The organism is Variovorax sp. OV700, from assembly GCF_900099805.1.
Taxonomy (GTDB): Bacteria; Pseudomonadota; Gammaproteobacteria; order Burkholderiales; family Burkholderiaceae_C; genus Variovorax.
In genome coordinates, this window is sequence record NZ_FNDR01000003.1 from 152,552 (window position 1) to 165,209 (window position 12,658).

Annotated in this window: 14 protein-coding genes; 5 read left to right on the top strand and 9 right to left on the bottom strand. The window is 65.6% G+C overall.

Annotation, left to right across the window (positions count from 1 at the left end; all coding sequences use genetic code 11):
- Positions 1-41 precede the first annotated feature (41 nt).
- The gene (locus tag BLR24_RS07855; RefSeq protein ID WP_093016283.1) at positions 42-911 is read left to right on the top strand and encodes an NAD(P)-dependent oxidoreductase; all 870 of its coding nucleotides are present in this window, start codon (positions 42-44) and stop codon (positions 909-911) included.
- Positions 912-1,056: 145 nt separating this feature from the next.
- Positions 1,057-1,953, top strand: a complete 897-nt coding sequence (gene lpxO, locus BLR24_RS07860; RefSeq protein ID WP_093015250.1) for a lipid A hydroxylase LpxO — start codon at positions 1,057-1,059, stop codon at positions 1,951-1,953.
- Between the two features lie 27 nt (positions 1,954-1,980).
- On the opposite strand, the gene BLR24_RS07865 is transcribed toward lpxO, so the two are convergent.
- A complete protein-coding gene (locus BLR24_RS07865) occupies positions 1,981-2,865 on the bottom strand; it encodes a LysR family transcriptional regulator (protein ID WP_093015253.1) in 885 nt (294 codons plus the stop codon).
- Between the two features lie 124 nt (positions 2,866-2,989).
- Between BLR24_RS07865 and BLR24_RS07870 the strand changes: the two genes are divergently transcribed.
- The 3 genes from BLR24_RS07870 to BLR24_RS07880 are packed head-to-tail and all read left to right on the top strand — an operon-like array spanning position 2,990 to position 5,325.
- On the top strand, positions 2,990-3,982 hold the full coding sequence (locus tag BLR24_RS07870) for a Bug family tripartite tricarboxylate transporter substrate binding protein (protein ID WP_254787210.1): 993 nt from the start codon (positions 2,990-2,992) through the stop codon (positions 3,980-3,982).
- Positions 3,979-5,055: a threonine aldolase family protein gene (locus BLR24_RS07875; protein WP_093015260.1), complete on the top strand. Its 1,077-nt coding sequence runs from the start codon at positions 3,979-3,981 to the stop codon at positions 5,053-5,055. The genes BLR24_RS07870 and BLR24_RS07875 overlap by 4 nt, the downstream gene beginning before the upstream one ends.
- 45 nt (positions 5,056-5,100) lie before the next feature.
- Positions 5,101-5,325 (top strand): oxidoreductase-like domain-containing protein, encoded by a 225-nt coding sequence (locus BLR24_RS07880; protein ID WP_093015263.1) that lies wholly within the window; start codon positions 5,101-5,103, stop codon positions 5,323-5,325.
- Positions 5,326-5,331: 6 nt separating this feature from the next.
- On the opposite strand, the gene BLR24_RS07885 is transcribed toward BLR24_RS07880, so the two are convergent.
- The 8 genes from BLR24_RS07885 to BLR24_RS07920 all read right to left on the bottom strand — a co-directional run bounded on the left by BLR24_RS07885 (position 5,332) and on the right by BLR24_RS07920 (position 12,461).
- Positions 5,332-5,808, bottom strand: coding sequence for a nucleoside deaminase (locus tag BLR24_RS07885; RefSeq protein WP_093015266.1), 477 nt, complete (start codon positions 5,806-5,808; stop codon positions 5,332-5,334).
- A gap of 10 nt (positions 5,809-5,818) precedes the next feature.
- Complete coding sequence (locus BLR24_RS07890) at positions 5,819-6,589, bottom strand: ABC transporter permease (RefSeq protein WP_093015269.1); 771 nt, start codon at positions 6,587-6,589, stop codon at positions 5,819-5,821.
- A 7-nt stretch (positions 6,590-6,596) separates the two neighbouring features.
- Positions 6,597-7,457, bottom strand: a complete 861-nt coding sequence (locus tag BLR24_RS07895; protein ID WP_093015272.1) for an ABC transporter ATP-binding protein — start codon at positions 7,455-7,457, stop codon at positions 6,597-6,599.
- A complete protein-coding gene (locus BLR24_RS07900) occupies positions 7,457-8,491 on the bottom strand; it encodes an ABC transporter substrate-binding protein (RefSeq protein WP_093015275.1) in 1,035 nt (344 codons plus the stop codon). Before BLR24_RS07900 ends, BLR24_RS07895 begins: the two co-directional genes overlap by 1 nt.
- A gap of 98 nt (positions 8,492-8,589) precedes the next feature.
- Positions 8,590-9,591 carry a TRAP transporter substrate-binding protein gene (locus BLR24_RS07905; protein WP_093015278.1) on the bottom strand — a complete coding sequence of 334 codons (1,002 nt, stop codon included), beginning with the start codon at positions 9,589-9,591 and terminating at the stop codon, positions 8,590-8,592.
- 52 nt (positions 9,592-9,643) lie between these two features.
- Entirely contained in the window at positions 9,644-10,909 is a 1,266-nt protein-coding gene (locus BLR24_RS07910) for a TRAP transporter large permease (RefSeq protein WP_093015281.1), read from the bottom strand.
- 1 nt (position 10,910) lies between these two features.
- Positions 10,911-11,525, bottom strand: coding sequence for a TRAP transporter small permease (locus tag BLR24_RS07915; protein WP_175543223.1), 615 nt, complete (start codon positions 11,523-11,525; stop codon positions 10,911-10,913).
- 21 nt (positions 11,526-11,546) lie between these two features.
- Complete coding sequence (locus BLR24_RS07920; RefSeq protein ID WP_093015284.1) at positions 11,547-12,461, bottom strand: dihydrodipicolinate synthase family protein; 915 nt, start codon at positions 12,459-12,461, stop codon at positions 11,547-11,549.
- Between the last annotated feature and the right edge of the window lie 197 nt (positions 12,462-12,658).

The window sequence follows — 12,658 nt, forward strand, 5'->3', positions numbered from 1 at the left end:
CAGGCCTCGTCACAACCTGCAAGATCTGCATTGGAATCGCCATGAGCAACAAGGAAGTTTCCGTTCTGGGCCTGGGCTCGATGGGCATCGCCATCGCGCAGCTTTATATCGACCAGGGCTACAAGGTCACGGTGTGGAACCGCACGGCGGAGAAAGCCGATGCGTTGGTCGCGAAGGGTGCGACGCTGGCGCGCAGCGCAGCCGAAGCGGTGAGCGCCGCCAGGACGGCGGTGATGTGCGTCTACGATTACCGCGCCGCCGATGCAATCCTTGCATTGGACGGCGTCGCGGCGGCGATGGACGGCCGCCTGCTGGTCCAGCTGACCACCGGCAGCCCCCGCGATGCGCTTGCGGCCGAGGCCTGGGCCCATCGGCATGGCGCCGCCTACCTCGAAGGCGCGATCCAGGCCGCGCCGGACCAGATGGGACAGCCCGACACGCCGATCCTCCTGTCGGGCGCGCAAGGCGTTTTCCGCGAGGCAGAGCCGATCCTGAAGGCGCTGGCCGGCGGTATCGTGTACCTGGGCGAGAAGGCCAGTGCCGCGGCAGCCATGGACCTGGCGACGCTCTCCACCATCTACGGCACGTTGCTCGGGTTCATGCATGGCGCGCGCATCGCCGAGCACGAAGGATTCGACGTCGCGGAGTACGGCCGTATCGTGGCCGGGGTCATGCCGACCTTCGCCGCATTCCTTCAGCACGAGGGCTCCGTGATCCAGTCTGGCGACTTCAAGGTGTCGCAGAGCCCGATGCGCATCTCGGTCGAGGCGACGCAACGCATCCTGCAGACGGCGCAGGAGGCGGGCATCAACACCGAGTTCCCGGCCTTCGCTGCGGGCCTTTTCAGGCGCGCCGATGCGGCGGGGCTCGGCGGCGAGGAGATCGCGGCGCTGATCAAGCTGCTGCGCTGACACGACGGGCGACCCGCCCCAGCCCATGCGCCGCATGCTGAAACCTCCCTCGGGGCACGGCCAAAAGGCGTGGTCAGGTCCAATTTGGGGCGACGATTTACACTACCCGGTTAGCCCCGGCGTCGTCTACAGGACACTTTCAACAATGAAGTGGGTCATTCTTGCTATCTTCGCGCTCAGCGCGCTCTACGTTCACTTCCGCGGCCAGGTCCGGCATCGTTTCTTCAGGCAGCTGTCTGATCACTCGACCTTCCTGGCGCCGCTGAACGCCTTCATGTACATCTTCTCGAAGGTGCCGAGCACGCCGTACCTGTCGCCCGCGCAGTTTCCCGAGATGCGCGTGCTCGAGGAGAACTGGCAGGTCATTCGCGAAGAGGCGCTCGCCATGCGCAACGGCGGCAGCATCAAGGCCTCGAGCCAGTTCAACGACGTGGGCTTCAACTCCTTCTTCAAGAGCGGCTGGAAGCGCTTCTATCTGAAGTGGTACGACGAGGCGCATCCCTCGGCCGCCGTGCTGTGCCCGCGCACCACCGAGCTGCTCAAGAGCATCGGCACCATCAAGGCGGCCATGTTCGCCGAACTGCCGCCGGGCAGCCGCCTCGTGCGCCACCGCGACCCGTTCGCGGGTTCGCTGCGCTACCACTTGGGCCTGTGGACGCCGGGCGTGGAGGGCTGCTACATCGACGTGGACGGCCAGCGCTATTACTGGCGCGACGGCGAGGCCGTGGTGTTCGACGAGACCTACATCCACTATGCCGAGAACACGACCGACCACGACCGCGTGATTTTGTTCTGCGACATCGAGCGCCCGCTGAAGTACCGCTGGGCCAGCGCCGTGAACCGCTGGTTCGCCAAGAACCTGCTCGCCGCCGCCAGTTCGCCCAACGAGGCCGGCGACAAGACGGGCGGCATCAACCGCGCGTTCAAGTACATCTACCAGATCCGCGTCATCGGCAAGCGGCTCAAGGCCTGGGACAAGCGGGTGTACTACCTTGTGAAGTGGGCCATCTTCGGCGGCCTGGCGCTCTGGATCTTCTGGTAAGGCGCAAGCCTGCCGCGCGAACGCGCCTCACCGATGCGGCCGCATGCCAAAGGCCGCAGTGAAAGCTTCGGCCACAGCCTCGACATTGCGGTTGCCGGCGTCCGAGCTGCGCCAGACCAGGGAGAGCTTGCGGACCGGGGCGTGGCTTCCGAGGCTCACCTCTCGCACCGCATAGGCCTCGACCAGTGGCCGCCTGGGTTGGGGAACGACGGAAACCCCCAGGCCCTGGGCGACCATCGCCACGATCGCGTCCATCGAGCGCAGTTCCATGGCGCAGCGTGCATTCGGAATCTGGCTGCGCACGTAGCGCGCGGCCACGCGTCCTCCCGCAAGAGACAGGTCGTAGCCGATCCAGTCATGGGCCTCCAGCAGTTGCCTGGCCGTTTTGCCGGAGGCATTCGGCGGCGCCAGCAGCACATAGGGCTGGCGGTGCAACTCCCGCCAGACGAGTCGGCGCGAACCGCCGGATTCCGGCCGGACAAGCAATGCAAGGTCGAGCCGCGCCGCCTTCAGCTCTGAAATCAGCTCGCCGCTGTCGTTCAGCGGCGGCACCACGATCTCCAGCGACGGATGCCGCTGGCGAAGCGCATGGAGCGCCTGCGGCAGCACATCGCTCTGCATGCTGGTGATCACACCCACCTTGACGCGGCCCGCCACTTCCACGACCGGACGGAAGCGCAGCATCTGGAGCCTGTGGGAAAAATCGCCCACGGCGTCCACCACCTCGCGGGCAAAGGCCGTGGGCACCACCACGCGGGTCGAGCGGTCGAACAGCGGCTTGCCGAAATACTGCTCCAGTTGCTTGACCTGCAGGCTCACCGCGCTCGGACTGCAGCCCACCACGCCGGCCGCTGCAGTGAAGCTGCCTTGTTCGAGGATGGTTCTCAGTGTGATGAGCATCGCGAGATTCATGAGAAAACCTCACAGTTGATATTTGGACATATCGCTTTACTCATTCTATGGGGAGCCTAGGATCGAATGGCTTCTGTTCCGGCTTCGTCCCGATCCTTCAACCTGCACGACCGACACCCTCACCATGAACGACACCCGACACCACTCTTTCGCACGCGCCAGGCGGCTGGCATGCATGCTGGGGCTCGCGCTCGCCGCGTGGCAGGCGCACGCGGCCGATGCGTGGGTACCCGAGCGCGCGATCCACCTGGTCTCGCCGAGTCCGCCGGGCGGCGGCACCGATGCCGTCTGCCGCTTGCTTGCCGCCAAGCTCGGCGAGCAGGCCGGATGGCAGGTCGTCGTCGATACGAAGCCAGGCGCGGGCAACAACATCGGCCTGGATTTCGGCGCGAAATCGCCGCCCGACGGCTACACCGCCGTACTGGGAGAAACCAGCAACCTGACGGTCAACCAGTTTCTCTACAAGAAGCTCAGCTTCGATCCGGTCAAGGATCTCGCGCCGGTGGCGCTGGTGGGCACCGGCGTGTCGGTGCTGGTCGTGCGGGCCGACAGCCCGTTCGACAACCTGGCCTCGTTGCTGGCGGGCTCGAAGAAGAAGCCGCTCGCCTATGCCTCGTCCGGCAACGGAACCGTCGGGCACCTGGTATCCGAGAACCTGCGCGTTACCGTGGGCGCAGATCTTTTGCACGTGCCCTACAAGGGCGGCGGCCCCGCCATGGCGGACATGCTGGGAGGACAGGCCGACTTCTACGTCTCGTCGCTGGTTTCGGCACTGCCGCTGATCAAGAGCGGCAAGCTGCGGGCACTCGCGGTGACCTCGGGCACCCGGGACGTGTCGCTGCCCGATGTTCCCACCTTCGTCGAGAGCGGCTTCAAGGGATTCGAGTACTACACCCTCTATGGCGTCGTGGTGCCTGCGAAGACGCCGGAGCACATCGTGCGGACCATGAACAAGGAAATCAATCGCGTGCTCGATACGGCGGAGGTCCGGGCCAACCTGGCGGCGCGCGGCATCTATGTGCGTACCGGCACGCCCGAAAGTTTCGATGCGTTCCTGAAGAGCGAAAGAAAGAAGTGGGCAGCGCTCGTGAAGGCCACCGGAGCGACCGCCGAATGACGCAGGCCGCAACAACGATGGCGGACGGTGCGGAACAGCCGCCGGTGGACCTTCGCAGCGACACGGTGACGCGGCCCACGCCGCAGATGTACGAGCGCATGGCCTCGGCACCGCTGGGCGACGACGGGCTCGACGGCGACCCGACCGCGCAAGAGCTGGAGGCAACGGCCGCGGCCATGCTCGGAAAGGAAGCCGCGCTGTATGCGCCAAGCGCCACGATGGCCAACCTCCTGGCCATCCTCGCGCAAGCCCAACGCCAGGAACTCGTGCTTGCCGAAGCGGCATCGCACATCTACGTGGCCGAGCGGGGCGCCGCGGCGCTGACCGGCGCGTTCTATCAGGGCATTGCGGGCGTCGATGGCGCCATGGACCTGGACCTGCTCCAGGAGGCCCTCGCGCCGGGCCGCAACAAGCTGCCAACCGGCGTCGTGTGCCTGGAGACTTCCCACAACAACGCCGGCGGCGCGGCGCTGCCGCTTGCGCACATGCAGGCCGTGTTCGAGGCGTCCAGGCAAGCGGGAGCCGCCGTCCACCTCGACGGTGCGCGGCTGATGAATGCGGCCGTGGCCCTGGACGTGCCGGCGGCGCGTATTGCAGCTTTCGCCGACACCGTTTCGCTCTGCCTGTCCAAGGGCCTGAGTGCGCCCATGGGTGCCGTGCTCGCGGGGCCTGCCGCCACCATCGAACGTGCCCGGTGGCTCAGGAAATTGCTCGGGGGCGGCCAGCGTCAAGTGGGCATTGCCGCGGCCGCAGGGCTGGTGGCCGTTACCACCATGGCGGAACGGCTTGCGCAAGACCACGCCAACGCAAGCCGGCTCGCCCGCGGAACAAGCCGGATTCCAGGCCTCACCGTCAATGCGCCCCAGACCAACATCGTGCAGGTCGACGTGAAGGCGACGGGGCTCGATGCCGTTCAATGGGAGGCTGCGCTCAAGAGGCTGGGCGTGCTGGTCCGTCCGTGGGAAAGGCATCGGCTGCGCTGCGTCACCCATCGCCACATCGGCGAGCATGAGGTCGATCTTGCCCTGGAGGCTTTCGCCGCGGTTGCCGCATCGGCACCGGCCAGGGCTTGATCCCGGAAGGCCTGCTGAAGCGCCGACAATCGGCCGGTGCCTGCCATGCTTCTTTCTGAACAAGACCTCGCTCGTCCGACCGATCTCGCCAGCGCCCAGGCGCTGATCGAGAGCGTCCAGTCGCTTCTCCGGGCCCGAGGCCTTGCCTTGCGCATGCCGCCACCGGAGCCCACCACTTGCTGCGGGCGCGGCTGCAACGGCTGCGTGTGGGAGGGCTGGCTGGCGGCCGTGGCCTACTGGCGCGACGAGGCCACGCTGCTGCTGGCCTAGCGCTACCTAACGCGCTTCCCAGAACCCGCGATGGGTGGCGATCATTTCTTCCGCCACCTCGGGCACCGGGCCGATCACTTCGATCTTCTTTTGCCCGCGCGCGAACACTTCGCGGCAGGGCAGGCTCAGCGTCGGGTTCTCGGGGTGATCGCCCGTGAGCGCGAGTAATGCGCTTTCTTCTGCGCCGTAGACGATGCGGCCGATGTGGGCCCAGTAGCTGGTGCCCGCGCACATGGCGCAGGGCTCGAAGGTCGTCACCAGCGTGCATTGCCACAGGTAATCGGCCGGCCAGTTCTGGGCGGCATGCCGCGCCAGCGTGGCTTCGGCGTGGTTCACCGTGTCGATGTTGCCCTGCTCGGCGAGGATGGTTTCGCCGTCGGGCGCGACGAGCACGGCGCCGAAGGGGTGGCGGCCCATCGCCATGGCGCGGCGGGCCACTTCGTCGGCATGGCGCAGTGCTCGGATGATCTGGTCGCGTGTCATCCGCGGTGCCTTATTGGTTTTGCGATCCGCGGTGTGCCCAGCCGGTCGTGTGCTTCTCGATCACGGAGAAGAGTTCATACATCAGCATGGCCATGGCGCCAACCACCATCAGGCCCGCGAAGGCCAGGCCCATCTGCATGGCCGAGCCGGCCGAGATCAGCAGGTAGCCGATGCCTTCGTTCGCCGCGGTCATCTCGCTCACCGTGGTGCCGACGAAGGCCAGCGTGATCGCGACCTTCAGCGAGCCGAAGAAGTAGGGCATGGAGCGCGGCAGGCCGATTTTCATGAGCACGTCCCAGCGTTTGGCGCCGAGCACGCGCAGCACGTCTTCCAGCTCGGGCTCCAGCGTGGCAAGGCCGGTGGCGATGTTGACCATGATCGGGAAGAAGCTGATCAGGAAGGCCGTGAGAATCGCCGGGCCGACGCCGATGCCGAACCACACCACGAGGATGGGCACGAAGGCTGCCTTGGGCAATGCGTTGAACGCCGTCATGAGCGGATAGATCGCTGCATACGCGATGCGCGAACTGCCGATCACGAAGCCCAGCATCACGCCCACCACGATCGCGAGGCCGAAGCCTGCCATCGTGACCCAGAAGGTCCGCCACGCGTGGCCCGCGATGATTTCCTTGAACTCCCAGAACTGGTTCCAGATGCGCAGCGGGCTCGGAAAGATGAAGTCCGACACGCCGAAGCCCGCGCAGATCACCTGCCACAGCAGGATGACTGCGATGAGCAGCAGCCAGGGCGACCAGCGTTCGAGTTGCTTGGTGTTCTTCATGGCGCCCTCAGTGAGACACCGCGGCAGCGGCGGTTTGCGCCGCGCTGATACCCGTGTTGCGGATGGCGCCGATGTGCCCGCGCAGCTCCAGCACGATATCGGTGAACTCCTTGGTGTAGGTGAGCTCCAGCTCGCGCGGACGCGGCAGCTCGATCTCGCGCTTGACCACGAAGCGGCCCGGGCTCTTGCTCATGACGTACACCGTGTCGGCCAGGAACACCGATTCACGCAGGTCGTGCGTCACCAGGATCACGTTGAACTGCTGCTCGGTCCAGAGGTCGCGCAGGATGCACCAGAGCTCCTCGCGCGTGAAGGCGTCGAGCGCGCCAAAGGGCTCGTCGAGCAGCAGCATCTTGGGCTCGTGAATGAGCGCGCGGCAAATGCTCGCGCGCTGCTGCATGCCGCCCGAGAGCTGCCACGGAAACTTGTCTTCGTAGCCCGCGAGGCCCACCTTCTGCAGCAGCTTGCGCGCGCGCTCGACGTATTCCTTGCGCTTGGCCTTGAAGTTCGAGCGGTAGGGCTCGACGATTTCGAGCGGCAGCAGCACGTTGTCGACCGTGGTGCGCCACGGCAGCAGCGAAGGCGCCTGGAAGGCCATGCCCGAGATCTTGAGCGGCCCGGTCACGGGCTGGCCGTCGATGCGGATCTTGCCCATCGACGGCATCTTGAGGCCCGTGGTGAGCTTCATGAAGGTCGACTTGCCGCAGCCCGAAGGGCCGACGATGGCAATGAACTCGCCGCGCTTCACCTTCAGGTCGATGGCTTCGACCGCGAAGTGGTTGGCGCGCAGCAGCTCTTCGTTGTAGGCGAGCCAGACGTCCTGGAAATCGACGAAAGGAGCAGCGTCCGCGCTCGATGCGTCCGCCATCACTTGCGCAGCACGCCGTTGAGTTCGGCTGCCGGAGGCAGCAGTGCAGCGGTCCACACGGCGTCGGGGCTCACGCGTGTCTTGGTGTTGAAAGCGTCCGACACCTGCGAGGCCATCAGCGACATGCGGCCTGCGTTCACCGCACCGAAGCCTTCGCTGCGCGCATCCGCGCTGTTGATCACGGTGTCGATGGCCAGCTGCAGGCGGCGGGTTTCGAGCTTGCTGTCGATGATGCCGTCGCGCGCCTTCACCGATTCGATGGCCACCGCCGGGTTGGCGATGACTTCCTTCGCGCCCTTGGCAAAGGCCGAGAGGAATTTCTTCACCGCCTCGGGGTTCTCCTTGATGAGCTTGGGCGACGCGATGATCACGTTGCCGTAGAGCTTCACGCCGTAGTCGGGGTAGGGCAGCACGACGATGTCGGCAGCCTTGGCGCCGCGCGCCTCCAGGTTCAGGAGCGAGGTGAAGGTGAAGCCGGTGATCGCGTCGATGTCGCCGCGGATCAGCATGGTTTCGCGCAGCGTCGGGTCCATGGCGGTCCAGTTCACGGCGCCGATGCTGTTGGCCTTGGCGAAGATCGGGAACGCGCGGCGGCCCGCGTCGAACACCGGGGCGCCGAGCTTCTTGCCGGCCAGGTCGGCCGGCTTGGTGATGCCGCTCTTCTTGAGCGCCATGACCGAGGCCGGCGTGTTGTTGTAGACCATCATCACCGCGACCGGCTTGTTCGGGCTGTCCGGGTTGTTGGCGTGGAATTCCATCAGCGCCGCCAGGTCGGCAAAGCCCATGTCGTAGGCGCCCGAGGCTACGCGCGTGACCGTGCCGCCCGAGCCGTTGCCCGCGTCGATGGTCACGTCGAGGCCCGCGGCCTTGAAGTACCCCTTGGCGGCGGGGTGCAGGAAAAGCGCGGCCGGTCCTTCGAAGCGCCAGTCGAGCTGGAACTTGATCGGCGTCGTGGTCTGCGCAAAGGCCGGGGAAAGGCCGAAGCTGAGGGCCGAGGCCGCGAGGAAGGACTGGAGAAGTTGGCGCTTGTTCATGCGGGATCCGTGAAAGGTGAATGCTTCTGCATTCAAGCAAAAACGGTGCCCGCACGCGATTGGTGCGAACCCTTCCGCCGGCCCCGCGCCTAGCGGGCTCAGAGTGCCGCGCCAATCTTGCGCAGCTCGGCGATCTGCGGCGCCTTGGGCAGCCAGATCTTGTCGAATTCCGCAATGATCGGCGCGGGGTTGTAGCCGGCGTCGCTCTTGATGGTGATGCCGCTGGCCTTGAACTTGTCGACCAGTCCGAGCTCGGTGGTCACGATGTCCTTGATTTGCGCGTCGAGCGACTGCTTCACCAGGTCGGTGATGAGCGCCTTGTCCTTGCCGTCCAGCGTTTGCCAGATGCGGCCCGACACCAGCGGCGCAAAAGGCATGAACAGCGCGTTCATCGGCAGCATCGTCTTGGCCACGCGGTCGAAGCGCTGGTTCCACGAGAACTCGATGTCCGCTTCGAGCCCGTCGACCTGGCCGTTGGACATGGCGTCGAAAACGCCCGGGGTCGGAATGGGCGTTGGGGCGGCGCCCAGCAGCTGGTAGAAGTCGCGGTACACCGGCGTCGGGTTGATGCGCAGCTTCATGCCCTTGAGGTCGGTGGGCGTCGAGATGGGCTTGGTCGCAAACACCACACGCATGCCCGTGATGCCCCAGCCCAGCCCGATGGTGCCGGTCTCGCGCGGCAGCACGTCGAGCAGTTTGAGCGCGGCGGGCGTGCGCACCAGCGAGGCCACGTTGGTGGTCGAGCGCACGAGGTACGGTGCGTTGATGGCCGCCACGCTGGAAACGCGCGAGCCGAGTTCGGCGGCCTGGATCCAGCCCATGTCCAGCGCGCCGGACTGCAGCTGCTGCATCATGGCCGACTCGTTGCCCAACTGGCCCGAATGGAACACGGTGGCGCTCAGGCGCCCGTCGGTCGCCTTCTTCAGCGCCTCGCCGAAGCCCAGCGCGGCGCGGTTCCATGAGTGGCCGGCCGGCGTGATGAGGCCGAGGCGGAATTCCTTGGCGGCCGCGGCGCGCGACACGCCGGTGAAGAGAGCGGACGACGCGGCGGCGGTTCCGGCGGCGGCCTGGACGACGAATTTGCGGCGGGAAAGGGACATGCGAGGCTCCGGTTGAGTGAAGGGAAGGAGGGGAAAAGAAGAAAGGCGGGACTTACTTGATGAGCGCGAGCGACAGGCTCGGGAACAGCGACAGCAGCACCAGCGCCGCGCAGCAGATGAGGAAGAACGGCAAGGTGACGATGAACATCTTTCCGGGCTTGGCGCCGGTCACGGCGGAAGCCACGAAGAAGCTCAGGCCCACGGGCGGCGTCATCAGCCCCAGCACGAGGTTGATCACCACCACCACGCCGAAGTGGCGCGGGTCGATGCCGTAGATCTCGGTGGCAATGGGCAGCAGGATGGGCACCGTCATGATCAGACCCGGAATGCCGTCGATCACCGTTCCGATCACCAGCAGAATCAGGTTCACCAGCAGCAGGAACGCGATCGGGTCTTTCGCCACGGTCTGGATCCACGTGGCCGTGGCCTGCGGCACCTTGCCGTAGATCAGGAGCCACGAGAACACGGCGGCCGCAGCCACCAGGAACAGCACCACCGCCGAGTAGATCGCCGACTTCAGCAGGATCTGCGGAATCATCCCGAAGCGGAATTCCTTCGTGACGTAGCGGCCCACTAGCACCGCGGCCACCGCGCCCACCGCCGCCGACTCGGTCGGATTGGCGATGCCACCCAGGATCGAGCCGACGATGACGATGGGAATCAAGAGCGTGGGGCAGGCCGTGAGCATCGTGTGCAGGCGTTGTTTGATCGTGCGTTTCTCGGTGCGCGGGTAGTTGTAGATCAGGCCCATGCACGCAATCACGATGAAGAACAGCACCGTGAGAATCACGCCCGGAATGATGCCGGCAATGAGCATGTCGCCCACCGCCACCTGCGCGAGCACGCTGTACACCACGAACATCACAGAGGGCGGAATGATCGGCCCCAGCATGCCGCCGTACACCGTGATGCCGGCCGCGAAGGTCTTGTCGTAGCCCTGCTTCTCCATCTCCGGGACCATGATCTGGCTCATGATCGCCACTTGCGCGGTGGCCGATCCGATGATCGACGACACCAGCATGTTGGCCAGGATGTTCACGTAGGCAAGGCCGCCCTTCACCGAGCCGATGAAGGCCAGCGCGAGGTCGACCAGCCGCTTCGTGATGCCGCCGCCGTTCATGATTTCGCCGATCAGGATGAACAGCGGAATCGCGATGAGGCTGTAGCTGTCGACGCCGCCGAACATCTGCACCGGAAACGACTGGAACAGCACCGTGTCGCCCGAGTCGAGGATGTAGACGATGCCCGCAAGGCACAGGCAGGCGCCGATCGGCACGCCCACCAGCATGATCAATAGAAAGAATGCGGAAGTCAGCATGTCAATTCACCGCGTCTGCGTTGGTCACGTGGAACTCGGCGTGCGTGCGCCGGGGCTGCAGGCCGAGGTCTTCGACGAGGTTGGCCAGCGCATGCAGGCTGAGCGTGGCCGAGAAGATCGGCAGGATCAGCTGGATGGCCCAGACTGGCCAGTTCAGCGTCTGGGTGCGCTCGGTATAGAGAAAGTTGAAGGATTCGGCCGCGTACTCCTTGGCATCGAAGCCCCAGCGCACGATGCCCACCGGGTCCATGTAGAGCCAGCACATCGCCAGCAGCGCAAGCCCCAGCAGCAGCACGCCGCCAGAGGCACTGGCCTTGGCGATGCGCACGGCTTTTTCGCCGAGTTTGTCGGTGAGCAGCGTCACCGCAAAGTCGAGCCGCAGCCGCGTCATCGCGGAGGCGCCGATGAAGGTGAGCCAGACCACGCAGTACACCGAGGCCTCGTCGACCCAGTAGAGCGGAAAGCCGCCGTAGCGCGTGACCACGTTCAGCAGCACCAGCACGATGAGCAGGCCCATCAGGCCCGAGAGGAGTCGGCGCTCGCAGGCGAGGACGAAGTCCGACGCGTCGAGCACCCGGCGGGAGAGGCCCCCGCGTTCCAAGGCGTGTTCTTCCATGGTGAGAAGGGAGCCGCGCCTTCAGGCAACCGACTGATACTGCACAGGCCGCGTCGCCAGCGCCTTCTTCACGATCGCCTCCACCGCCGCGCGCTCCTCGCCGATGAGCGGCAGCCGCGGACGGCGCATGTGCTCCGTGCCCACGCCCACCAGCGCGTCGATCAGCTTCAGGTTCTGCACCAGCTTGTTCGAGACATCCAGGTGCAGCATCGGTGTCATCCACTGGTACAGCGCCAGCGCCTCGGCAAACTGGCCGGCCTTCATCAGGTCATACAGCGCCACCGTCTCGCGCGGGAACGCGCAGCCCACCCCGGCCAAGAGACCATCCGCGCCCAGCGCCAGGCCCTCATAGGCCAGGTCGTCCACCCCCAGGAACAGCTGGTAGCGGGTCCCCACCGTGTTGCGCAGGTCCGTGATGCGGCGGATGTCGCCCGTGCTCTCCTTGATCGCCGCGATCCACTCGCAGTCCGCCAGTTCGACCATGTGCTCGGGCTTCAGATCCACGCGGTAGGCCACCGGGTTGTTGTAGACCATGACCGGCTTCTGAGCCGCGTTGGCAATGGTGCGCACATTCAGCATCGCCTCGCGCGCATCGGCCACGTAGATCACCGAAGGCATCACCATGAAGCCCGCCACCCCCAGCTTGTTGGCCCCGTCCACATAGCGCAGCGCTTTGCGGGTGCTGGTTTCCGACACATTCGCCAGCACCGGGATGCGGCCGTCGGCCGCTTCCAGCGCGATCTGGGCCACCTGCAGTTTTTCTTCGAGCGAAAGCGTGCTGGCCTCGCCCAGCGAGCCGCAGGTCACCAGGCCATGGATGCCGTTGCGGATCTGGAAGTCGATGTGCCGCGCGGTGCCTTCGGCATCGATGCTTTCGTCGGCGTGGAACTTGGTGGTGATGGCGGGGAAGATGCCTTGCCAGCGGGGATGGGTCATGGGTTGCTTCTGGAATCGGAGAGGGTGGATGGAGAGCCCAAAGGGGCCGTTGCTTCGGTAAATATATTAATAAGATATTTAAAATATCTGCTCAGGGTATTAGCAGATTGCATGCCAGCCCAAAAAATGATGGGCAGGCGAAAAACGGCTTCAGCGGCGGCTGCGGCGCTCCCGGCGCGCCCTTCTGGCGCGTGCGG

Bases quoted from the DNA above. Each gene is read 5' to 3' on its own strand.
- BLR24_RS07855 (WP_093016283.1), top strand. From the start codon at position 42: ATGAGCAACAAGGAAGTTTCCGTTCTGGGCCTGGGCTCGATGGGCATC.
- lpxO (WP_093015250.1), top strand. From the start codon at position 1,057: ATGAAGTGGGTCATTCTTGCTATCTTCGCGCTCAGCGCGCTCTACGTT.
- BLR24_RS07865 (WP_093015253.1), bottom strand. From the start codon at position 2,865: ATGAATCTCGCGATGCTCATCACACTGAGAACCATCCTCGAACAAGGC.
- BLR24_RS07870 (WP_254787210.1), top strand. From the start codon at position 2,990: ATGAACGACACCCGACACCACTCTTTCGCACGCGCCAGGCGGCTGGCA.
- BLR24_RS07875 (WP_093015260.1), top strand. From the start codon at position 3,979: ATGACGCAGGCCGCAACAACGATGGCGGACGGTGCGGAACAGCCGCCG.
- BLR24_RS07880 (WP_093015263.1), top strand. From the start codon at position 5,101: ATGCTTCTTTCTGAACAAGACCTCGCTCGTCCGACCGATCTCGCCAGC.
- BLR24_RS07885 (WP_093015266.1), bottom strand. From the start codon at position 5,808: ATGACACGCGACCAGATCATCCGAGCACTGCGCCATGCCGACGAAGTG.
- BLR24_RS07890 (WP_093015269.1), bottom strand. From the start codon at position 6,589: ATGAAGAACACCAAGCAACTCGAACGCTGGTCGCCCTGGCTGCTGCTC.
- BLR24_RS07895 (WP_093015272.1), bottom strand. From the start codon at position 7,457: ATGGCGGACGCATCGAGCGCGGACGCTGCTCCTTTCGTCGATTTCCAG.
- BLR24_RS07900 (WP_093015275.1), bottom strand. From the start codon at position 8,491: ATGAACAAGCGCCAACTTCTCCAGTCCTTCCTCGCGGCCTCGGCCCTC.
- BLR24_RS07905 (WP_093015278.1), bottom strand. From the start codon at position 9,591: ATGTCCCTTTCCCGCCGCAAATTCGTCGTCCAGGCCGCCGCCGGAACC.
- BLR24_RS07910 (WP_093015281.1), bottom strand. From the start codon at position 10,909: ATGCTGACTTCCGCATTCTTTCTATTGATCATGCTGGTGGGCGTGCCG.
- BLR24_RS07915 (WP_175543223.1), bottom strand. From the start codon at position 11,525: ATGGAAGAACACGCCTTGGAACGCGGGGGCCTCTCCCGCCGGGTGCTC.
- BLR24_RS07920 (WP_093015284.1), bottom strand. From the start codon at position 12,461: ATGACCCATCCCCGCTGGCAAGGCATCTTCCCCGCCATCACCACCAAG.